The sequence below is a fragment of the Bacillus sp. KNSH39 genome (assembly GCF_052656585.1).
Genome location: NZ_JBQXYO010000001.1, coordinates 2,037,989 through 2,059,929, shown reverse-complemented (window position 1 = coordinate 2,059,929; position 21,941 = coordinate 2,037,989). Strand labels below are relative to the sequence as shown.

25 protein-coding genes and 1 pseudogene are annotated in these 21,941 nt (G+C 35.5%); 17 read left to right on the top strand and 9 right to left on the bottom strand.

Annotated elements, in window-relative coordinates:
• Positions 1-15 precede the first annotated feature (15 nt).
• The 3 genes from ACUL40_RS10380 to ACUL40_RS10370 are packed head-to-tail and all read left to right on the top strand — an operon-like array spanning position 16 to position 1,573.
• Positions 16-837 (top strand): protein phosphatase 2C domain-containing protein, encoded by an 822-nt coding sequence (locus ACUL40_RS10380; protein WP_069461620.1) that lies wholly within the window; start codon positions 16-18, stop codon positions 835-837.
• 15 nt (positions 838-852) lie between these two features.
• Entirely contained in the window at positions 853-1,305 is a 453-nt protein-coding gene (locus tag ACUL40_RS10375) for a peptidoglycan recognition protein family protein (protein WP_000404002.1), read from the top strand.
• A 19-nt stretch (positions 1,306-1,324) separates the two neighbouring features.
• Positions 1,325-1,573, top strand: a complete 249-nt coding sequence (locus ACUL40_RS10370; RefSeq protein WP_000981066.1) for a DUF2164 domain-containing protein — start codon at positions 1,325-1,327, stop codon at positions 1,571-1,573.
• Between the two features lie 23 nt (positions 1,574-1,596).
• On the opposite strand, the gene ACUL40_RS10365 is transcribed toward ACUL40_RS10370, so the two are convergent.
• Positions 1,597-1,809 (bottom strand): CsbD family protein, encoded by a 213-nt coding sequence (locus ACUL40_RS10365; protein WP_000160410.1) that lies wholly within the window; start codon positions 1,807-1,809, stop codon positions 1,597-1,599.
• Between the two features lie 171 nt (positions 1,810-1,980).
• A complete protein-coding gene (locus ACUL40_RS10360) occupies positions 1,981-2,790 on the bottom strand; it encodes a GNAT family N-acetyltransferase (RefSeq protein ID WP_000214341.1) in 810 nt (269 codons plus the stop codon).
• A 152-nt stretch (positions 2,791-2,942) separates the two neighbouring features.
• Here ACUL40_RS10360 and ACUL40_RS10355 point away from each other — a divergent pair, with 152 nt between their 5' ends.
• The 6 genes from ACUL40_RS10355 (at position 2,943) to ACUL40_RS10330 (ending at position 9,473) form a co-directional block, all read left to right on the top strand.
• Positions 2,943-3,146: a hypothetical protein gene (locus ACUL40_RS10355; RefSeq protein ID WP_033693195.1), complete on the top strand. Its 204-nt coding sequence runs from the start codon at positions 2,943-2,945 to the stop codon at positions 3,144-3,146.
• Positions 3,147-3,589: 443 nt separating this feature from the next.
• Positions 3,590-4,378: a helix-turn-helix domain-containing protein gene (locus ACUL40_RS10350; RefSeq protein WP_063220557.1), complete on the top strand. Its 789-nt coding sequence runs from the start codon at positions 3,590-3,592 to the stop codon at positions 4,376-4,378.
• A 168-nt stretch (positions 4,379-4,546) separates the two neighbouring features.
• Positions 4,547-6,160, top strand: a complete 1,614-nt coding sequence (locus ACUL40_RS10345; protein WP_048655775.1) for a long-chain fatty acid--CoA ligase — start codon at positions 4,547-4,549, stop codon at positions 6,158-6,160.
• 123 nt (positions 6,161-6,283) lie between these two features.
• Positions 6,284-6,859: a biotin transporter BioY gene (locus ACUL40_RS10340; protein ID WP_001093334.1), complete on the top strand. Its 576-nt coding sequence runs from the start codon at positions 6,284-6,286 to the stop codon at positions 6,857-6,859.
• Between the two features lie 66 nt (positions 6,860-6,925).
• Positions 6,926-8,389 (top strand): acyl-CoA synthetase, encoded by a 1,464-nt coding sequence (locus ACUL40_RS10335; RefSeq protein ID WP_445422989.1) that lies wholly within the window; start codon positions 6,926-6,928, stop codon positions 8,387-8,389.
• Positions 8,382-9,473, top strand: coding sequence for an acetyl-CoA C-acyltransferase (locus ACUL40_RS10330; protein ID WP_001077998.1), 1,092 nt, complete (start codon positions 8,382-8,384; stop codon positions 9,471-9,473). The genes ACUL40_RS10335 and ACUL40_RS10330 overlap by 8 nt, the downstream gene beginning before the upstream one ends.
• An 8-nt stretch (positions 9,474-9,481) precedes the next feature.
• Here the strand turns inward: ACUL40_RS10330 and ACUL40_RS10325 are convergent, their stop codons facing one another.
• Complete coding sequence (locus ACUL40_RS10325) at positions 9,482-10,063, bottom strand: DUF6434 domain-containing protein (RefSeq protein WP_001247728.1); 582 nt, start codon at positions 10,061-10,063, stop codon at positions 9,482-9,484.
• 104 nt (positions 10,064-10,167) lie between these two features.
• Here ACUL40_RS10325 and ACUL40_RS10320 point away from each other — a divergent pair, with 104 nt between their 5' ends.
• A complete protein-coding gene (locus tag ACUL40_RS10320) occupies positions 10,168-10,611 on the top strand; it encodes an NUDIX hydrolase (RefSeq protein ID WP_000432568.1) in 444 nt (147 codons plus the stop codon).
• 43 nt (positions 10,612-10,654) lie between these two features.
• On the opposite strand, the gene ACUL40_RS10315 is transcribed toward ACUL40_RS10320, so the two are convergent.
• Entirely contained in the window at positions 10,655-11,857 is a 1,203-nt protein-coding gene (locus ACUL40_RS10315) for an alanyl-tRNA editing protein (protein ID WP_445422990.1), read from the bottom strand.
• Between the two features lie 137 nt (positions 11,858-11,994).
• Between ACUL40_RS10315 and ACUL40_RS10310 the strand changes: the two genes are divergently transcribed.
• A complete protein-coding gene (locus ACUL40_RS10310; protein ID WP_000965149.1) occupies positions 11,995-12,402 on the top strand; it encodes a hypothetical protein in 408 nt (135 codons plus the stop codon).
• Between the two features lie 66 nt (positions 12,403-12,468).
• Positions 12,469-13,707, top strand: a complete 1,239-nt coding sequence (locus ACUL40_RS10305) for an MDR family MFS transporter (RefSeq protein WP_000676811.1) — start codon at positions 12,469-12,471, stop codon at positions 13,705-13,707.
• A gap of 48 nt (positions 13,708-13,755) precedes the next feature.
• Here ACUL40_RS10305 and ACUL40_RS10300 read toward each other — a convergent pair whose 3' ends face one another.
• The gene (locus tag ACUL40_RS10300; protein ID WP_000516747.1) at positions 13,756-14,136 is read right to left on the bottom strand and encodes an Hsp20 family protein; all 381 of its coding nucleotides are present in this window, start codon (positions 14,134-14,136) and stop codon (positions 13,756-13,758) included.
• Between the two features lie 124 nt (positions 14,137-14,260).
• On the bottom strand, positions 14,261-14,383 hold the full coding sequence (locus ACUL40_RS10295; RefSeq protein ID WP_000517649.1) for a small acid-soluble spore protein P: 123 nt from the start codon (positions 14,381-14,383) through the stop codon (positions 14,261-14,263).
• 121 nt (positions 14,384-14,504) lie between these two features.
• On the opposite strand from ACUL40_RS10295, the gene ACUL40_RS10290 reads away from it, so the two are divergent.
• Together ACUL40_RS10290 and pdaB are read left to right on the top strand one after the other, a co-directional pair.
• Positions 14,505-14,768, top strand: coding sequence for a hypothetical protein (locus tag ACUL40_RS10290; RefSeq protein ID WP_445422991.1), 264 nt, complete (start codon positions 14,505-14,507; stop codon positions 14,766-14,768).
• A 46-nt stretch (positions 14,769-14,814) separates the two neighbouring features.
• The gene (gene pdaB, locus ACUL40_RS10285) at positions 14,815-15,540 is read left to right on the top strand and encodes a polysaccharide deacetylase family sporulation protein PdaB (RefSeq protein WP_002041622.1); all 726 of its coding nucleotides are present in this window, start codon (positions 14,815-14,817) and stop codon (positions 15,538-15,540) included.
• A gap of 41 nt (positions 15,541-15,581) precedes the next feature.
• Here the strand turns inward: pdaB and sspO are convergent, their stop codons facing one another.
• Positions 15,582-15,731 carry an acid-soluble spore protein SspO gene (gene sspO, locus ACUL40_RS10280; protein ID WP_000518051.1) on the bottom strand — a complete coding sequence of 50 codons (150 nt, stop codon included), beginning with the start codon at positions 15,729-15,731 and terminating at the stop codon, positions 15,582-15,584.
• Between the two features lie 291 nt (positions 15,732-16,022).
• Between sspO and acnA the strand changes: the two genes are divergently transcribed.
• Both acnA and ACUL40_RS10270 read left to right on the top strand, forming a co-directional pair.
• The gene (gene acnA / locus ACUL40_RS10275; protein ID WP_000238565.1) at positions 16,023-18,746 is read left to right on the top strand and encodes an aconitate hydratase AcnA; all 2,724 of its coding nucleotides are present in this window, start codon (positions 16,023-16,025) and stop codon (positions 18,744-18,746) included.
• A 117-nt stretch (positions 18,747-18,863) separates the two neighbouring features.
• Positions 18,864-20,522, top strand: coding sequence for an ABC transporter ATP-binding protein (locus ACUL40_RS10270; protein ID WP_000666381.1), 1,659 nt, complete (start codon positions 18,864-18,866; stop codon positions 20,520-20,522).
• A 22-nt stretch (positions 20,523-20,544) separates the two neighbouring features.
• On the opposite strand, the gene ACUL40_RS10265 is transcribed toward ACUL40_RS10270, so the two are convergent.
• Together ACUL40_RS10265 and ACUL40_RS10260 are read right to left on the bottom strand one after the other, a co-directional pair.
• Complete coding sequence (locus tag ACUL40_RS10265; protein ID WP_072770202.1) at positions 20,545-20,877, bottom strand: YmzC family protein; 333 nt, start codon at positions 20,875-20,877, stop codon at positions 20,545-20,547.
• Between the two features lie 11 nt (positions 20,878-20,888).
• Positions 20,889-21,103 (bottom strand): annotated as a pseudogene (locus ACUL40_RS10260) (hypothetical protein).
• Positions 21,104-21,298: 195 nt separating this feature from the next.
• Here ACUL40_RS10260 and ACUL40_RS10255 point away from each other — a divergent pair.
• The gene (locus ACUL40_RS10255; protein ID WP_000269082.1) at positions 21,299-21,874 is read left to right on the top strand and encodes a redoxin domain-containing protein; all 576 of its coding nucleotides are present in this window, start codon (positions 21,299-21,301) and stop codon (positions 21,872-21,874) included.
• Positions 21,875-21,941 lie beyond the last annotated feature (67 nt).

The following is a 21,941-nucleotide window of genomic DNA, read 5'->3' as shown; positions in this document are numbered from 1 at the left end:
TGAGTATTTTATCATTTGAAAGGGGATACAGTTGTGAAGATAAAAACATATCAACAGAAAAGCCCGTTGAAGCAAGAATGTGAGGATTCTTATTTTTGTAATAAAGAAAAAAAGATTTATGGTGTATGTGACGGTGCAACACCACTTGTTCCGTTTCGTGATGAAAAGGGACATAATGGAGCATACATCGCTTCGCATTTATTTGCAAGTTATTTTACTGTATTACGAGAGAATCATAGTTTACAATTTGCAGTTGCCAAAGCAAATGAAGCATTGCAAAGCAAAATGTTAGAATATGAAGTAGACACGAGAAAAAAAGAGCATTTGTGGTGCACATGTATCGCGGCAGTCCAAATAGTTGGTGAGAAAATTGAATATGCGCAGCTTGGGGACTGTATGATTGTCGCAACTTTTCAAAATGGAACGATGCAAGTATTAACGAAAGACACAGTTGAAGGAATTAGTAAAAGAGCAAAAAAGAAGAGGGAAGAAGATCGTAAAAAAGGGTTATCTGTACCAGAAGAATATGTTTTTCAAGATGTTCGAGAACAGTTAAAATACAATCGTTATCTTGCAAATATGCCAAATGGTTATTCAGTTGCAAATGGAATGAAAGAAGCGATACATTATTTACAACATGGTGAATTACATACAGATGAAGTGAGTGGGATTTTTATTTGTTCAGACGGGTTATTTCACCCAGATTGGTCATTAGAACAAACTGTTGCATATATAAGAAAGAATAGTATAAACGAATATATAGCAATTATTGAAGAGCTAGAAGCGGAAAAGAGAATAAGGCCAGATGATAAAACGATTATTATGATTGATTTTTAAGAGGAGGCAGTTCAAATGGAAATTAAACGTGTCAATCTAACATTTCAAGATGAATTAGTTCCTTTAGAAAAAGTAAACAAACTGATTATTCACCATACAGCTGAAGATGGATGGGACGTGTATAAAACGCATGAATTTCATCAAACTGTAAGGGGGTGGAGCGGAATTGGTTACAACTATTTTATCGAAAAGGATGGAACTGTAGTGGAAGGGCGAGGTTTACATATTGGAGCGCACGCGAAAGACCATAACCGTCATACAATTGGAATATGTATGACGGGAAATTTCGATAAATACGATCCCACTCCCCCGCAAGTGAATGCATTATATTCTTTATGCAAAATGTTTATGAAGCAATTTGCTATAAAGAAAGAAAATATACTAGGTCATAGGGAGTTAGAAGGAGTTACAAAAAGCTGTCCTGGTAATCGTTTTTCTATGGTAGAGTTAAGGAAGATATTATCTTAAATATAGAGGAGTAACAACGATGATGAATATAAAAATACCAAATGATAAAAAAGAAGAGCTTGTAGCGCAAATTCAGCAATTTTTCATGGAAGAAGATCTAGATGAAATTGGGCGTTTCCAAGCAGAGCGTTTAATAGAAGAAATGATTAAATTAGTTGGACCATTTGCATACAATCAAGCAATTGGAGATGCAAGAAAGCTTGTAAGTGAGAAATTAACGAATATGGAAGAAGATTTATACGTGTTAGAGAAAAATGAAGGGAAATAAAAAAAGAGCCGATGGGCTCTTTTTTATTTTTCTTTCTTATGTTCCTTATATTCATGTACTTTTTCTTTCACATTACCAACTGTATCTTTAGCAGTGCCTTTCACCTTATCCCATTTTCCTTCAGCTTGTAATTTCTTATTGTCAGTTACTTTCCCAACAACTTCTTTTACTTCACCTTTTACCTTATCAATGGCACCTTCTACTTTTTCTTTTAAACCATGATCATGTTTAGTCATACATTTCTCCTCCTTGTAGTTTGATTAGAATTCTCTTTTCATATTGCAAGTTGAATGATGTATCTAGTAATAGCGTAACAAATCTAGTTTGAATATTCAAATGATTAATAGGATAGAAAAGGAATTGTCATAAAATGTTTAAAAATGTAACGGGAGGAGAAATAAAGTAAATTATAATATGTCTTTTGCGGTCCATATTGATTTTGTATAAGCGATTTTCATGTGAGCACGTTCCATGTTATTTTGACTGCCGCTACCGAACCTTGCTTGTCCAACTATTAAAGTACAATTGGATTCAATAGCTTTCTTAATTCGTTTTTGAATTAATGCAGTATGACAGCCTTTACGCTGAAATTCTGGCAAAGTAGCAGAAGCAGCTAATGATGCGACACCCTTATTTATATACAGGACACCAATACCAGCAGGGATATTTTGAACTTCAGCTATGAAAAAATGCCACCCTGGTTCATTGTAAAGAATTTCATTATTTTGGCGCACGCTATCTTTTGTAAAGGATGGCATATTAAATCCACGTACATAAATGTCTGCAAAAATATCAAACTCATTTTCTTTTAGTTTTCGTATTGTAATATTAGAAGGAAGAAGTGATGAACCCTCTCTCGGTATACTATACAAAGCAGTATGGAAGCTAGATTGATAAAACCCTTTTTGAGATAAGTATTGAAATAATTCAGTTGTACCTTGTGCTGGGGTAATTTCAAAACGACAAGGGATTTGTAGTGATTCATAATAAGAAATGATTGCATCAATCGCATCTGCATTTGTAATACCTTTTACCGTATTAAAAGCTGGACCAGCAATTATTTTTGATGAAAAGGCAGTGGCGCTACCGAATTTTTTCATTTGCACTTGCATTGGGTTTCCGCTTATTGTTTGTAGTCTCTCTAATCTAGAAGAGAGCATATCAATTTCTGCATTTTCAATTTCTGTTGCTATATCGAGTGTCATAACAGTAGTCATAAAATTCCTCCGTTAATAAATATATTTCATAGTACATATACGATTTTTGTTTTGAGATTCCTGTTGAAATGTGAGAGAATAAGAGGTTTTTTGGAAGGGAAATGGAAGTGAGCTGTCGAAGGGAGTGGAAACAGATTAAAGGTGGTGCTCTCATGAAACAAAAAACCGTGCAGACATGCTCTAATTGTGGTTCTCAAAACATAGGAGAAGGTGAGTTTGTCGGATATGCACAAATACGGAAAAAGGAAACGATGTTCACATCTTCACCGGTGGATGCTTATATTTGTACAGACTGCGGAAATATCCTTTCATTAAAAGTACGACATTATGAAAAGTTTAAGCAGAAGCCGTTATGATTATTGAGTAGTGGTTTTATTAGGGTAGTTAATAAGAGTAATATTTTACATATATATGAGTATGCCTCAGATAAAGAGATGAAAACATATACAGTACATAGTTCGTTATATGACACATAAAAATATATAGAAGAAATTGTGAGGTAGTAGGAGGAAGAAAAAACAGCTTCTCTTGGAATATTTCATATTTAAAACTCCTTTAAATGAATAAAGGAGTTTTTTGATTTTTTATAACAATAATTACCTTTAATTGTTATAATTGGTTATTAGGAGAGGGTGGTTTATTAACGCCATAATCATAGAAGAATAATAGCTAAATCGTATACAAAACCACTATATAACACAATCGCAACCGTAAGTTGACAAAGTGCAACCGCAGGAAGATAGAGGTAAGAGCAATGTTTACATACAATTTAGTTAAGAAAACGAAGGGGGACACACATATGGGATTTGGTGAGAAGCTTTTTAAATTAAGAAAAGAAAAGGGTCTTTCTCAAGAAGCATTAGCCGAGAAATTAAACACAACAAGGCAAGCGGTTAGTAAATGGGAAAACGGTCAAGGTTTTCCTGAAACTGAAAAGTTAATAATGATTGGAAATGTATTTGAAGTATCACTTGACTATTTATTAAAAGAAATTGCTGAGCAAAGTAACGAAAAGGAAAATGGTTATTATGTAAGTAAGGAAATGGCAGAAGGGTATATAGTGTATGGACAAAAAATTTCTAAATATATTGCATTAGGATTTAGCTTGCTTATTTTATCTACAATACCGTACTTATTATTTAAAGAAAATGCAACAATGTCTACGTTTCTTGTCATTATCATTGCAGTGCTTGGGATCGGAGCAATGATGGCACCTGTAACGATAGAAGAGAGTCGATACAATGTATTGAAAAAGGAAGAACTACTATTTGATCAAAACTTTCTAAAAGAATTGACCAACAGATATGCGATTATTAAGAAGAAGTATGCCGCAGTGGTGATTGTTGGATTTTGTTTTATTGCCGCAGGCGCAATACCGTTTTTGTTTGAGGAAAAGCATATCACTTCAGGAGAATTAGTGCAGTATTATCCGTACTGTGTTGTACTTATTGCTATCGGAGTTTATCTTTTTGTACGTGTGTTAGGAGTGTTAGAGACGTATCGGATTTTAGTAGAAAATAAGGAATACAGTAATCGTTTTATTTTTAAACTGAAAAAGAAAGTAAGGAAAAAGGTAGATAGTTTATAAAAAATAAAAAACATGTTTCGAATCAATGTATTCAAAACATGTTTTTTATCGTTCTGAATTATTTCCAAAGAAATAATTCAGAAAATACAGAAAAATGTCGTAATCATTTGTAGAAGTCTGCTATAATAAACGAAAAATGAAAACGTTTTAAAGGGGGACATAACCAATATGATGATGAATGTACCGCTAACAATTAGTTCTATGATGGAAAGAGCAGAGAAACTGTTTTCGAAGAAAGAAATTGTTTCACGGACACATGATACAGTTACAACGTTAACGTATAAGCAGTTAGGGGAAAGAACGAGAAGACTTTCCAGTGCGTTGAAAAAGCTTGGAATTAAAGAAGGTGAACGTGTAGGAACGTTAGCATGGAACCATCATCGGCATGTGGAAGCGTATTTTGCTATTCCTGGTATTGCTTCCGTTTTACACACAATTAATATTCGTTTATCTCCTCAACATATTTCATACATTATTCAGCATGCAGAAGATCGAATTTTACTTATTGATGAAGATCTCGTACCACTCGTTGAAAATATTCAATCACAATTATCAACTGTACAAGCTTACATTATTATGACTGATAAAGATGAACTCCCAAATACTACGCTGAAGCCTGTATATCATTATGAAAAGCTATTAGAAGAAGGCGATCCAACTTTCCAATTTGTAAAAGATATTGATGAAAATACACCTGCTGGTATGTGTTATACGTCAGCGACTACAGGAAATCCAAAAGGTGTTGTATATACGCATCGTAGTACTGTACTGCATTGCATGGCACTCGGTTTAGCGGATACAGCTGCTTTATCGGAAAGTGATGCTGCAATGGCGATTGTACCGATGTTCCATGTGAACGCTTGGGGACTTCCTTTTGCTGCTACTTGGTTTGGGTCAAAACAAGTTCTTCCAGGACCGATGTTTACGCCAAAAATTTTATTAGAAATGATCCAATCTGAAAAAGTGACGTTAGCTGCCGGTGTGCCGACAATTTGGCTTGGTGTATTACAAGAGTTAGAAAATAATAGTTACGATTTATCTAGTATGACGAGAATACTATGCGGTGGTGCAGCTGCACCGAAAAGTGTTATTAAAGCATTTGAACAAAAACACAATGTTCCGTTCATCCATGCATATGGTATGACCGAAACGAGCCCACTCGTAACACTTGCACGTTTAAAAAGTTATGAAACAGAATTATCGTATGAAGAGCAATTAGAAATTAGATCAAAGCAAGGGTATCTTGTACCTGGTGTAGAGATGAAAGTAGTCGGTACAAATGGTGAAGTGAAGTGGGACGGTACGGAGATGGGAGAACTATGTTTACGAGCGCCGTGGATCGCTGAAAGCTATTATAACGATGAGCGTACTGTCGAAGGTTTTCGTGATGGTTGGTTATATACAGGAGATGTTGTTACAGTTGACGAGGAAGGATGCGTGAAAATTGTTGACCGTACGAAAGATGTTATTAAAAGCGGAGGCGAGTGGATTTCCTCAGTTGACCTTGAAAATGCTTTAATGGCACATGATGCTATATTTGAAGCGGCTGTCGTTGCAGTTCCTCACCCTCAGTGGCAAGAGCGACCAATTGCCTGCGTTGTTCAAAAGAAAAATAGTACGGTTACAAAAGAAGAAATATATGAGTTTTTAAAACCACAGTTTGCGAAGTGGTGGTTGCCAGACGATATTGTCTTTATGGAAGAAATACCGAAAACATCTGTTGGGAAGTTTTTAAAACAGGCGCTTCGGAAAGAACTGGAGCATTTGCATAGAGAGAAATAAGTGAACTTCTATTTGTAAACTCTAATACATTAATGGTTGACAAAAGAGGAGTGGAAAGATAATATAATTTTTATGATATGTTACCTAAAATAAATTTTAAGTTTACAAATAGGAGAAGCAAATATGAATACAAAAAACTTAGTTTTTGTCGCTTTATTTAGTTCTATTATGGGAGTGTTAGGGTTAATACCTCCGATTGCTCTTTCTATTACACCAGTTCCAATTACATTGCAATCACTCGGTGTTATGCTTGCGGGTGGGTTGTTAGGATCACGTCTAGGTGCGTTAAGTCAGCTTATTTTCTTACTTATTGTAGGAGTTGGAGCACCATTGCTTGCTGGTGGACGCGGTGGCCTTGGTGTATTTGTTGGACCAAGTGCAGGATATTTACTTGGTTACATCATTGGGGCGTTTGTTATTGGTTATTTAATTGAGCGTTTACGTGAAGTTTCTATTATAAAAGTATTATGTATTAATATAATTGGTGGTATTTTCGTAGTTTATGTATTTGGTATTACTGTACAAGCGTTCTTAATGGATGTTTCTGTATGGGAGACAATGAAAGTGAGTGCTGTGTTTTTACCAGGGGATTGTATAAAAGCAATTATTGCGGCAGTTCTCGTAACAAAATTACATCGTTCATTGAAACATATTATTACGCCCGCTTTAAAGAATGGAAAATATACAAATGCGGGATGATAAAGGGAAGAAACACGTTAATTGCGTGTTTCTTTTTATTATTATTGTAAAGAAAGGACGTCTCATATGGGGATTACAAAAGAATATAAAAAGCATGCCTCTGTACAACCGAATAAAATAGCGATAAAGGAAAATGATAGAGTTTTAACATATAAAGAGTGGTTTGAATCAGTTTGTAAAGTAGCAAGCTGGTTAAATGAAAAAAAATCGAAGAATAAAACGATAGCAATCCTATTAGAAAATCGTATAGAGTTTTTACAACTATTTTCTGGTGCCGCTATGGCCGGGTGGGTTTGTGTTCCGTTAGATATAAAGTGGAAACAAGATGAGCTCAGAGAAAGAATTGAAATTAGTAATCCGGATATGATTGTGACAGAACGATATAAGGTGAATGATCTATTGGATGAAGAAGGAAGAGTAATTGAAATTGATGAGTGGAAAAGAATGATAGAGAAATATCTTCCTACATATTCCACTGTAGAAAGTGTACAACATGCTCCTTTTTATATGGGATTTACATCAGGATCAACAGGAACAGCAAAGGCATTTTTACGTGCACAACAATCGTGGGTTCATAGTTTTGATTGTAATGTACATGACTTTCATATGAAAAGGGAGGATTCAATTTTAATAGCTGGGACGCTCGTTCATTCTCTTTTCTTATACGGGGCAATAAGTGCATTATATGTAGGACAAACAGTGCACATTATGAGAAAGTTCATTCCGAATCAAGTATTAGATAAGTTAGAAACTGAAAATATATCGGTTATGTATACAGTTCCGACAATGCTTGAATCTTTATATAAAGAAAATAGAGTAATAGAAAATAAAGTGAAAATTATTTCGTCAGGAGCGAAATGGGAAGCTGAAGCGAAAGAAAAAATAAAGAATATATTTCCTTATGCGAAAAGATATGAATTTTATGGTGCATCAGAGTTAAGTTTTGTAACAGCACTAGTCGATGCAGAAAGCGAAAGAAGGCCAAATTCAGTAGGAAAACCTTGTCATAATGTGCAAGTTCGAATATGTAATGAAGCAGGCGAAGAAGTACAAAAAGGTGAAATAGGAACTGTTTATGTGAAAAGTGATCAGTTTTTTATGGGATACATAATAGATGGGGTTTTAACACGGGAGTTGAATGCAGAAGGTTGGATGACAGTGCGAGATGTAGGCTATGAAGATGAAGAAGGCTTTATATATATTGTTGGTAGAGAGAAGAATATGATTTTATTTGGAGGAGTCAATATTTATCCAGAAGAAATAGAAAGTGTATTACATGAACACCCAGCTGTCGATGAAATAGTTGTAATTGGTATGAAAGATAGTTACTGGGGTGAAAAGCCCGTCGCGATTGTAAAAGGAAGTGCTACGAAACAACAATTAAAGAGTTTTTGCTTACAGAGATTATCCTCTTTTAAAATACCGAAAGAATGGCATTTTGTAGATGGAATACCTTATACAAATAGTGGGAAAATCGCTCGTATGGAAGCAAAAAGTATGATTGAAAACCGGGAGAAAATATATGAATAGAGCAGTTATTGTAGAGGCGAAAAGAACACCTATTGGTAAGAAGAATGGGATGTTAAAAGAGTATGAAGTTCAGCAATTAGCAACGCCGCTTCTTACGTTTTTAAGTAAAGGGATTGAGAGGGAAATAGATGATGTCATATTAGGTAATGTTGTTGGGCCAGGAGGGAATATTGCGAGACTATCTGCTTTAGAGGCGGGACTTGGCTATCATATTCCTGGTGTAACGATTGATCGGCAATGTGGTGCTGGTTTAGAAGCAATTCGAACTGCGTGTTATCTCATTCAAGGCGGGGCAGGTAAGTGTTATATCGCCGGGGGAGTAGAGAGTACAAGTACGTCACCTTTTCAAAAAAGAGCACGATTTTCACCTGAAACAATTGGTGATCCTGACATGGGAGTAGCGGCTGAATATGTTGCAGAACGTTATAACATCACGAGAGAAATGCAAGACGAGTATGCTTGTCTTAGTTATAAGCGGACACTGCAAGCGTTAGAAAAAGGATATATACATGATGAAATATTTTCTTTTAATGGATTATTAGATGAATCTATAAAGCCAGAAATGAATTATGAACGAATGATTAAAAGAACAAAACCTGCATTTTTACAAAATGGTACAGTAACGGCGGGGAATTCATGTGGTGTAAATGATGGAGCATGTGCCGTTCTTGTAATGGAAGAGGGGCAAGCCCGAAAATTAGGATACAAGCCTGTACTTCGTTTCGTTCGTAGTGCTGTAGTGGGAGTAGATCCAAATCTTCCGGGGACTGGTCCGATATTTGCGGTGAACAAATTATTAAACGAAATGAATGTAAAAGTAGAGGACATCGATTATTTTGAAATAAATGAAGCATTCGCCTCAAAGGTTGTTGCTTGTGCAAAAGAGTTACAAATTCCGTACGAAAAAGTAAATGTAAATGGTGGAGCAATTGCGCTCGGTCATCCGTACGGTGCATCTGGTGCTATGCTTGTAACACGTTTGTTTTATCAGGCACAAAGAGAGTCTATGAAATATGGAATTGCTACATTAGGAATTGGAGGCGGGATAGGGATGGCGCTATTATTTGAGAAAATAGAAGACTAGCGAGGTAACTAGTTTTCTACTTTTTGAGGAACATAAACATTACTACCAGGCTTCGCTTTCATTTCGTTCCAAGCAGCAATCGCATCAGCTTTTGCTTTCCCTTTATTATTTGGATCTTCGAAAAAGTCACGAGTAAAGCGATTGTATTCAAATTGTGCACCGATAGTTGTTTTGTATGTAGGGTCTTTTTTTCGTTCGTTTTCTTCATGCCAAAAAGCTATCGCGTCTTCATATGTTTTTCCAACATTCTCTTTGAAAAATTTTTGAAGAGCTACTGTAAAGCTGAAGTTTGTTCCGATTTTTTCTTTGAAAAAAGCACGAACATCTTCGCTACAGCGGTGATTGTTAGTAATAATCGTTTGAAGAGAAAGGTCTTTATAGGATAGGGAAGCTTTACTCACCTTTTGAACAGAGCTGTTTTTTAATATTTTACCAGTAGTTAAATAATGTGAGATACAATCGGTTATTTCGATCTTAGAGCCACTAGCTGGCAACCCATTCTCACGACAAAATGTTTGGAGTTCTGCTTTTAGCCAATAATAGTTTTGGAAATCTTCAATTGATATAGACTTTGTTAAAGGTGGACGCATGAATGTAACAACTACTTTCTTCCATAATTTTCTTCAATTATAAAACATATGTTCTTTTTATGGAAGGGTTAATTTGTAAATATAATGGGAAGAGGAGATTGCATATGGAAAATGTAATGCAAGTTCGTGTTACAGGAATTTTAATTGAAGATGAAAAGGTATTGCTAGTAAAGCAAAAAGTGGCTAATCGAAATTGGTCTTTACCTGGAGGAAGAGCAGAGAATGGCGAAACGTTAGAGGAAGCAATGATTCGAGAAATGAGAGAAGAGACAGGGTTAGAAGTTAACATTCAGAAGCTACTCTATGTTTGTGATAAACCAGATGCTCGCCCGTCTTTATTACATATAACGTTTTTGCTTAAAAGGATTGAAGGTGAAATTATGCTACCTTCTAACGAGTTTGATCATAATCCAATTCATGATGTGCAAATGGTGCCGATTAAAGATTTAAGTCATTATGGTTTTTCGGAAACTTTTATCAATCTTATAAGTGAAGGTTTTGTAAATGCAGGGAGTTATCAAGGTTTGAAACAAAATATAGGTCTGTAAATATAGGGGAAGGATAGCCGTTCGCTATCCTTCATAACATGTTTTAAACTGCTGACTGTAAAGAAGAAACAAGCTGATTTAAAAATTCATCTCCGCTCATAATTGCTTTCCCGCCACCGCGAGCACTCTTCTTATTTCCGCCACCTTTTCCTTCGATTGTAGGAAGAGCGTCTTTTAAAAGAGCATTCATATCGAGTGATACTGATTTTCCGCAAGCGAGAATACATTGTAGTTTGTCATCATTTTCGATGACGAAATACGTAATTGCTTGCTCTTGTTGTTCTGTAATAATAGCGGAAAGCTTTGCGATTTCTTGCATAGAACGATTTGTAAATACTTTAGAAATAAGTATGCCGGCATGTATTTCCGTAGGGTGTTGAAGTAGTTCATTTGCCTCTGCAAATAATAATTTTTCATTCATTGTTTGTATTGCTTTTTCGTTTTCTTTTTGAGAAGTAAGCAGTTGCGCCACTTTTGTTGGAATATCAGTTTCGCTACTGTTTAATTGTTTGGAAACATTCTTCATAATTTGTTGTTGCTGCCCTATTAATTTAAGTGTGCGCCAGCCAGCGATAAACGTTAGTCGTATGCCACCTTTATTGCGTTCCCAGCTAAGAACTTGAATAGGACCTACTTCACCAGTACGTTTCGGGTGTGTTCCGCCACAGCCGTTATAATCAAAGTTTTCGATCATAACAACGCGTATATTTTTTGTCATAGTCGGTTCTTTACGAAGGGGCAACGTTTTCGCTTCTTCTAAGTTCATCCACTGGATGCGGATTGGATGGTTTTGAAAAACAATTTTGTTTGCAATTTGTATTGCTTTTTCAACCGTTTCTGCATGAAGATTTTCTGTTTCTAAATCAATTGTTACTGTTTCTTTACCAAGATGGAATCCAATTGTAGGCATGTTAAAATGGTCCCAAAAGGCAGCAGATAAAATGTGCTGAGCCGCATGTTGCTGCATATGATCAAAACGGCGCTCCCAATTGATTTTACCTTCTATGTCTTCTGTATGTAATTGTTCTGCAATGTAATGACGAATTTCTCCGTTTATCTCTTCTACATTGATTACATTGATATCATTTAATGTACCAGTATCATATGGTTGTCCGCCACCTGTCGGATAAAATGCTGTTTCATTCAAAACAACGTATAAGTTACCGTCTTTATCATAATCTTGCTTTATAATTTTAGTAGTAAAGTCTTGCTTATAAGCGTCAGTGTAATATAATTTGTGCTCCAATTTTCTTTCTCCTCTCGCATTAACTAGTTTCATTGTAAAGCAATTGAAATTAGTTTCCTAATATTTCAGAAGAAAGAAACTATTTTTAGAATTTTCTTGCTATAATAAGAAAAAGAAAATGCGGGGGTGGAATGAATATGTTATATGAAAACGGCGTAGATAAACTGCTTAGTTTAAGTAGAAATATTTCCGAATTATATCGAGAATTAAACGAAATGACCCGGATTTTAACGGATTGTAATCGAGAAAGTGTGAAGTTTGATCGATTATATGTAAAAGAGTTACTTTGGAAGAAAGAAGATGTAATAGAGAAATATGACCAGCTACTTGTACAACTTTGTATTAACGAATGCTTTGATCTAAAAAGTGTCATTACAGGGGAATATAAGTATACATATGAAGAAGTAGAAAACATAGTTTTACAATTTAATGAAAAGTATAATGTCGCAATCTTAATTAAAGATGTGTGTAAAGAATTACAGTTCACATATGGAATTGATATGGACATAACGAGAACAACTCGGGTATCAACAGCTCAAGTATAGAAAAAGGAAAAGAAAGCAGATCCTTTGCTTTCTTTTTTTGTGAAAATAGAGAGAGTAGGTTTAACGATGAAGGGGAAGTTACAGCATATTCATCCGCTTGGAATGAGTATTATTTTAGGGACATTGTTTGCTAGGTTTGCAACTTCAATGAGTATCCCTTTTTTAGCGATTTATTTAACGACTGTTAAAGGTGTATCAGCTGGAATGACTGGTGCTATTATCGGAACGAGTGCACTTGTTGGTGTTTTTGCTAGTTTTATCGGAGGGAATTTATCAGATCGATTTGGCCGGAAAACGATTATGCTCTGGTCCATGATCGTTTGGATTTTTGTGTTTATAGGTTTTTCACTTGCGGATCATGTTTTAAGTTTCTTTTTATTAAACGCTTTAAATGGATTATGTAGGTCGTTTTTTGAGCCAACATCAAGAGCATTATTATCAGATTTAACAAAGCCTGAGTATCGGTTACTCGTCTATAACTTACGATACGGTGCAATAAATGTTGGAGTTGCTATTGGACCAATTGTTGGATTACAGATTGGAAGTGCAAAATCAACAATTCCTTTTTTAGTAGCAGCTGGGGTATATATTCTATATACAGCTATATTAGCGTTCCAATTTAAGAAGTATCCAATGGAAAAAAAGAAAGTGAGTACAGAAAAACCTGTTACAATGTTAAATGCAATGCGTATATTGCGAAAAGATATAGTATTTTTAGTTGCTTTAGTCGGTATTATTTTGAGTAATTGCGGTTTTTCACATTTAACGACGACAGTATCTCAATATTTTGCAAATGCACATATATTTGAGGATGGAGTGAAGCTATTCTCATATATGCTCGCTTTAAATGCAATTGTTGTAGTGATTATCCAATACCCTGTTATTCAAATGTGCAAAAAATACACACCATTAGCATCCATTATGGTTGGAACTTTATTTGTGAGCGGAGGATTGTTTGGATTTGGAGTAGTAGAATCTATGCTAGGTGCTGCCGTCTGTACAATTATTTTTACAATTGGAGAAGTCTTAATGTTTTCAATGACGGATGTATTTATTGATGATATTGCTGTTGCGCATCTAAAAGGAACATACTTCGGTGCGATGGGTTTCTCGGGAATTGGAGCAGTAATAGGTCCGTGGTTTGGAGGAGTACTTCTCGATTACTACGGGTACCAAAATGGGTTTGCAATATTTTCAGCACTAGCTATATTTTCAACTGTGGCATTTCCTGTGCTTTTAGTTACAAAAGGTTTATCGAAAAAAAGATATGATAGAAATTCTAATATAGAAATGCATGCGAAATAACATAAGCCCCAGTAACCAACTGGGGCTTAGTGTGTATTATATTAACTCTTAATTTAAAAAAAGAACTTTCTTTTCATGCTTATCAGCAACTTCATTTTTGGAAATATGAATGGCTAAATATCCATTTTCTAAGCAGGCTAGCATCTTCTTATAAATAATATTATCGGGTAAAGGAATGATCCGCTGTAAAGAAATATTATTATGAAGTATGCAAATGGTTAGGCCTGTCTTCATCTTTTTAATGACTACATTTTGTTCAGTTACATTTGGTACATCTGTTTCCAAAATGTATTCTTGTTCCGTTTCGCAAAGGTCAATATGAATTTGATTTGGGAAACTAAAGTTACTACAAGAGTCAGAACAAAATTGATCCATCCATTCTTCGAAACCATCAACATGAAAAAGACAATCCTTCTTTTTCTTGCCCATGTAAGACACCCTCCGTAAAATCTCAATTCATACTATGTTATGCATGAATGAAGTAGGGGTGAAGAATAAATGGAAAAATATAAACATTGTATGTGGAAAAGATAGCTAGTGTGCACTTTTTGTTTTACATATCATGATGCGCATGATGTTTTTGGCGTGAATGGTTACGGTTTTTTACTTTATGAGATCCGCTTAATGGTTCAGGTTGTCCTTTTTTTTCTTTCGCTTCACGATTGTTTTTTCCCATTGTATGTGACACCTCCTCTTCCTCTTTAGAATGAGAGAAGTTTGCAAATTTATACGAGAATGTTTTTAGAAAAAAAGGTAAAGATAAATGGGACTAACTATTATGGAAAGGGGATTATATAATGCCATATCATAAAGATAAACAACAAGCGTTCCAAGCAGCTCAGCAAGGTGTTACACAAGCAGAAAATGCATTTAACAACATTGTAAAAAATGATCCAAACTACGGTCATGATTTAAAAGAATTACGCCAAGAGGTTCAGGAAGCGTATGAACAAATTCAAAATGCACTAGAAGTAGCTTCACAAACACAACGCCCACAACTTGAGCAATACGAAAATAACCTTCAAAATATTATGCAGCATGTAAATCAATTAGAAAAGTAAATGAGGTTGTTGTGTATTCGACAACCTCATTACTTTAACGAATATTATGCTAAAACAGAAAATTTTTCTACTCGTTTTTTCTTTATTATGCGCAGTACATATATTTCAAGTTGAAAAAGTGGAAGCGAAAATGTTGCTCAGAAAAGAGCTAGAACCAACTGGCTATGTAACATGGGAAGTACCTAATAATGAAAAGATTATTGCTATTACATTTGATGATGGACCGGATCCAACTTATACACCACAAATTTTAAATTTATTACGTCAATATAAAGCAGAAGCGACATTTTTTATGATTGGATTTCGGGTTCAGCGTAATCCATATTTAGTGAAACAAGTGTTAAAAGAGGGACATGAAATTGGAAATCATACGATGAATCATTTGTATGCGAGTAATTCATCAGATGAAAAATTAGAAAATGATATTTTAGATGGAAAGAAATTTTTCGAAAAATGGGTGAAAGAACCTTTGCTATTCCGTCCACCGGGTGGATATATTAACGATGCTGTATTTAAAACAGCGAAAGAAGCTGGTTATCAAACTGTTCTATGGTCGTGGCATCAAGATCCACGTGATTGGGCAAATCCAGGGGTTGAATCCATTGTAAATCATGTAGTGAAAAATGCAAAAAGTGGTGATATTGTATTGTTACATGATGGGGGAAATAATCGTAGTCAAACAGTAGCAGCGCTAGCAAAAATTTTACCTGAACTGAAAAAGCAGGGCTATCGATTTGTAACGGTTTCGGAATTGTTACGTTATAAACATTAGAAAAAATCCCAAAAGGTGAATGCTCCTTTTGGGATTTTTCGTTACTGGTTCTTTTTGCGTTTCTTATTATTTTGTCGTTCTGCAGCAGTTAAGTTTTCATTTGCAAACTCTTCGTTATAACCAGCACCTTGTCCTTGTGCAGATGCCGCATTCATTCCTGAAATAGTATGATTTGCTTTTCTTTTACCCATTTTATTTCACCTCTATAACTTTTTTTGTAAGTTGCATGATGAGCAGTTCATAGTATGTATGAACTGTAAAGAAAGCGCTAATAGAGCACTTTACTTTATGGTAATAGTATTCATAAGGAACATGAGCACTATTCAAATTTAGAAACATAAAGAAAACTTATGATAATCTATAAGTTTCTTATTATTTACTTATTTAGAAAGTTGTAATAAGATATTATCGTAAGGTATTGAAAAGTTTGTCTACATTTTATATTCAGACAACTTAGTCACGTTTAACAGGGGGGAAACATAATGGTCAAACATAATCCATTTCAATCACGCGCAACTTTTGAAGTAGATGGAAAAACGTATCATTATTATGATTTGAAAGCGCTTGAAAACGCAGGGGTTGGCAACGTATCTCAATTACCATATTCCGTGAAAGTTTTACTTGAATCAGTACTTCGTCAAGTAGACGGACGTGTAATCACAGAAGAGCATGTTACAAATTTAGCGAAATGGGGAACGAAAGATGTGCAAGATATCGATGTTCCATTTAAACCATCTCGTGTAATTTTACAAGATTTCACTGGTGTTCCAGCTGTTGTTGATTTGGCTTCGCTTCGTAAAGCAATGGCAGACATGGGTGGGGATCCTGATAAAATTAATCCGGAAATTACTGTAGACCTTGTAATCGATCACTCTGTACAGGTTGATAGAGCGGGTACGGCAGACGCGCTTGCATTCAACATGGACTTAGAGTTTAAACGTAATGAAGAACGTTATAAATTTTTAAGCTGGGCACAAAAATCATTTGATAACTACCGCGCAGTTCCACCAGCTACAGGTATTGTACACCAAGTAAACCTTGAATATTTAGCACCAGTTGTTCACGCGGTGAAAAATGCTGAAGGTGACTTAGTTGCATACCCAGATTCATTAGTTGGAACAGACTCACATACAACAATGATTAACGGTATCGGCGTTCTTGGTTGGGGCGTTGGTGGTATTGAAGCAGAAGCAGGAATGCTTGGACAGCCTTCATACTTCCCAGTACCTGAAGTAATCGGTGTAAAATTAACTGGTACACTTCCAAGTGGTACTACAGCAACTGACGTTGCATTAAAAGTAACACAAGTATTACGTCAAAAAGGTGTAGTTGGTAAATTCGTTGAGTTCTTCGGTAATGGACTAAAGAGCATGCCTTTAGCTGACCGTGCAACAATTTCAAACATGGCACCAGAATATGGCGCAACTTGTGGATTCTTCCCAATCGATGATATTTCATTAGAATACTTACGTTTAACAGGTAGAGATGAAGAACAAATTCGCGTTGTTGAAGAATACTGTAAAGCGAACGGCTTATTCTATACAGCAGACAGCAAAGATCCAATTTACACTGATCTTGTTGAAATTGATTTAAATACAATTGAATCTAACCTTTCTGGACCGAAACGCCCACAAGATTTAATTCCACTTTCAGATATGAAAGATGCGTTCCACAAAGCTGTTGTAGCACCAGTTGGAACACAAGGACTTGGATTTAATGAGCAAGAGTTCGATAAAGAAGTGAAGGTTACATTAGAAGATAAAGAAGTAACGATGAAAACAGGTGCAATTGCAATCGCAGCAATTACAAGCTGTACAAATACATCAAACCCATACGTATTAATTGGAGCAGGTCTAGTTGCGAAGAAAGCAATTGAAAAAGGACTTGTAGTACCTGAGTACGTAAAAACATCATTAGCACCAGGATCTAAAGTTGTTACTGAGTACTTAGATAAATCAGGTTTAACAACATATTTAGACCAATTAGGTTTCCAAACAGTTGGTTACGGCTGTACGACTTGTATCGGTAACTCTGGTCCATTAGCGCCAGAATTAGAAGAAGCAATCGCAGCAAACGACTTATTAGTAACATCTGTTTTATCTGGTAACCGTAACTTTGAAGGTCGTATTCATCCACTTGTAAAAGCGAACTACTTAGCATCACCACCACTTGTTGTGGCATATGCACTTGCAGGTACTGTTGATATTGACCTGAAAAATGATGAAATCGGTAAAGATGCAAATGGCAATGCTGTTTACTTCAACGATATTTGGCCATCAGCTAAAGAAATTGAAGATGTAGTTCAAAGCGTTGTTACATCTGAACTGTTCAAGAAAGAATATGCACAAGTATTTAACAGCAATGAGCGCTGGAATGAAATCCAAACTTCAAACGAAGCTTTATATACTTGGGATAATGATTCAACATATATTCAAAACCCACCATTCTTTGAAGGTTTATCTAAAGAGCCAGGTGAAGTTGAAACATTATCAGGCCTACGCGTAGTTGGTAAATTTGGTGACTCTGTAACGACAGACCACATTTCACCAGCAGGTTCAATCGGTAAGCATACACCAGCTGGACGCTACTTATTAGAAAACGGCGTACAACCAGTTGACTTTAACTCTTACGGTTCTCGTCGTGGTAACCATGAAGTTATGATGCGTGGTACATTCGCGAACATCCGTATTAAAAACCAAATCGCACCAGGAACAGAAGGCGGATATACAACATATTGGCCAACTGGTGAAGTAACATCTATCTATGATGCTGCTATGAAATATAAGGAAGATGGAACAGGTCTTCTAGTTGTTGCTGGTAAAGATTACGGTATGGGAAGTTCTCGTGACTGGGCTGCGAAAGGTACTAACTTATTAGGTATTAAAGCAGTAATCGCAGAAAGCTTCGAACGTATTCACCGCAGTAACTTAGTGTTAATGGGTGTACTACCACTTCAATTTAAAGATGGCGAAAGTGCTGAAACGTTAGGTCTTGTTGGTAACGAGTCATTTGAAATTCAAATCGACAAAACAGTTAGACCGCGCGATCTTGTAAAAGTAGTTGCAACTGATGCAGATGGCAACGAAAAACAATTTGAAGTAGTAGCTCGTTTCGATAGTGAAGTTGAAATTGATTACTACCGTCACGGTGGTATTCTGCAAATGGTTCTTCGTGAGAAAATTGAAGAGTCAAAAGTGTCAAACTAAATAATTGAAATGAACGAGAAGGAAGCTAACAACTGTTAGCTTCCTTATTTTATGGAAAGGGATGAAACCATTTGGTTTCATCCCTTTCTTTTTACTACGAAAAGTGGAGGGAAAGTCATGAAAGAATATAAAAGAATATTGTTGCCGTTACGAAAAGAGAAAATATTAGTACTGGCAGCTGTATGTAGTGGGATAATTGCTGCCATTTTAAATTTATCACGCCCAATTTTCATGGGATTAATTGTAGACAATCTTATTCAAAGGGAGCTAAAAGGTACGTATTTATATATAGCTTTGTTTGCGGGTATTCGCTTTTTAATGTGGACGAACAATCTTTTATTTGATTATATAAGCTCAAAAGCCAGTCAACGTATATTACAAACGAAACGTATAGAATTATTGCGTCACTATTTCTCATTACCGTTTGAAGAGAGTGAGAAGATTAAGCAAGGAGAGTTAGAAACTTTGGTCGTGTCTGATATTCCGAACTGGGTCAGGTTATATGGCTCTATATTAATAGAATATATACATGCCATTGCGCAATTTATAGGTGCGTTCATAGCACTACAACATATAGATATACAGTTCATATTGTGGATAACTCCGTTTTTATTTTTAAGTGCAACGGTTCCGATGTTGTTTGGGGAAAAGGTAAGAAATATCGCAAGCGTTGCTCAAAAAAATCACTCAAGTGTTGTAGAGATGGTGTCACAGTTTGTAAAGGGAATACAAGATTTGCGGAGTTTACAAAAAGAAAAATGGGCAATTCGCTTATTTAAAAGAGTAACGGCACAATCGTATAAATCGGAAGTAAAGAAGACGATGATGCAACATTGTATTGGAGTAGTTGGAACGGTGATTGAAACAGGAGCATATATCCTTGTTCTCATTATAGGTGCACAAAAAATAATGAGGGGAGAAATAGAAGTTGGTTCACTCATTGCAGTGTTAGCGACAATTGAGATGCTCTTTTTCCCAGTCCGTTATGTGGGCGATTTATTAATGATGACACAAGTTGCAGTCGCTTCGGCAAATAGAGTTTTTTCCTTTTTTGATAAAAGAGTGGCAGATAGTAATGTAGAAAGAGCGATGGGGATGATAATAACAAATGTCTCATTTCAGGAAAATAATGAAGAGAAATGTAGAATTCATAATATTGATTTGCAAATTCAACCTGGTGAACTCGTTATGATTGTAGGAGAAAGTGGTGCAGGAAAAACGACGCTTTTAAAATTAATGACAGGTTTGTATAAACCATCTAACGGTAGCATTACTTATTATGGAAATGAGGCTCAATTGACTGCAGTGTGGCAAGAACCTCGTTTCTTTCGGGTGACAGTAAAAGAGAATATGTATTTTGGGGAAGAGAGGCTAGAAAACGAGTTAGAAAAAAATGCTGAACTTGTCAATGTAACGCCGATTATTAGGGGGTTACCTGAAGGTCTTCAAACTGTACTACATAAAAGCGGTGAAGAGTTTTCAGGGGGAGAAAGAAAACGCCTTGCATTATTGCGAGCAATTGTTTCAAATCCTCATCTTATTATTTTAGATGAACCGACCGCGGGATTAGATCCGAACAATCAAGAATTTTTTTGGAATATGATAGAAGAACTAGGAAGCGATGTAACGAGAATTGTGGCAACACATGATGTCGAGAGGGCGATGATAGCGGATTGGGTTGTTGTCATGAATAATGGAATTGTTGTGGAATGTGGGGATCCTAGAGAGTTATTAACATATAAATCATTTTTCAAAAAGATGTTAATAAAAAGATAAGAGCGACATAATGCTCTTATCTTTATTCATTCTTATTAAGTTGATACGTATAAGATTCAGTATCGTTAGTACTAAACTCTTTCATTAGAGTCAGTTGGTTTGTATCTGGATTATATTTGAAAATTTTGACCGTATGTTCGCTACTTAGAGATGGATTATATTCTTGAATGGCAAATGTATTTTCAGCAACCTGTGTCATATTACTGGTCGAAACATTTTCTATAGAATCGTGATTTGTAGAAATTTCAACGACTTGTTTGCCGTTAAAAAATAAAAGAACAATCACTAAAACAACTAAATATATTCGTATATATCGAAGTTCTTTGCAAATTGGATGTTCTCCCAAAACAGTCATCCTTTCTATAATTATTCTGTAGTAGTGATGGTGGTCGTCTTGAAGAAAGTAAGAACACCGAGGCCTGCTAACAGGATAAATGAAATTAATGCGATATAGAGACAAATACGTCCAACTTGTTTTTTTTCAGGGTCTTTACTAAATAGTGAGATAATCCATGTGATAATTCCGATTGGGGAAAATATAAAACTAAGAATATATAGAAGTATTTTTCAAATAAATTCATGAGAGCTCCTTTCATTGTAAAATATTATATTTATTTCTAATTATATGATGAAAAGGTAAATATTTCATCGCAGTTATAAAAATTCTGATTATTTAGAATGTGAATATTTCCAAGCTTGTCCGTATAAGCTAAAATAAGGTATATAGTATTTTGATGAATGTGTTAAAAGAAGATAATACGTTAGGGTGATATAAAATGTGGCGGAAGCTTACGATTATTGTAGTGTTACTTTGTTTAGCGGGATATGCAGCTTATGAACAGTTTGGTAATAAAGAGCAGGCGGTAAAAGTGAAGCAAGAAAAAAGTGAAGCTGCGATGAAAGAGATTATTGCAAGGAATGGTATTGAAATAGGGAAGAGTGCGCCAGACTTCGAATTAACGAAGTTAGATGGAACGAATGTAAAGCTATCAGATTTAAAAGGAAAGAAAGTGATTTTAAACTTTTGGGCAACGTGGTGTGGACCTTGCCAACAAGAAATGCCGGATATGGAGGCTTTCTATAAAGAACATAAAGAAAACGTAGAAATTTTAGCAATCAACTATACGCCTTCAGAAAAAGGTGGGGGGGCAGAAAAGGTAAGCAATTTTGCTAAAGAAAAAGGAATTACTTTTCCTATTTTATTGGACAAGAACATTGATGTGACAACAGCGTATAAAGTAATTACGATTCCAACTTCGTATTTTATAGATACAAAAGGTGTCATTCAAGATAAGTTTATTGGGCCGATGACGCAAAAAGAGATGGAGAAAAGGGTTGCTAAATTAAAATAATGGTGAAAAGGTAGAGGGGGAGAGTTCCCATTTCTGCCTTTTCTTTTTCAAGTAGTAATAACTTCAT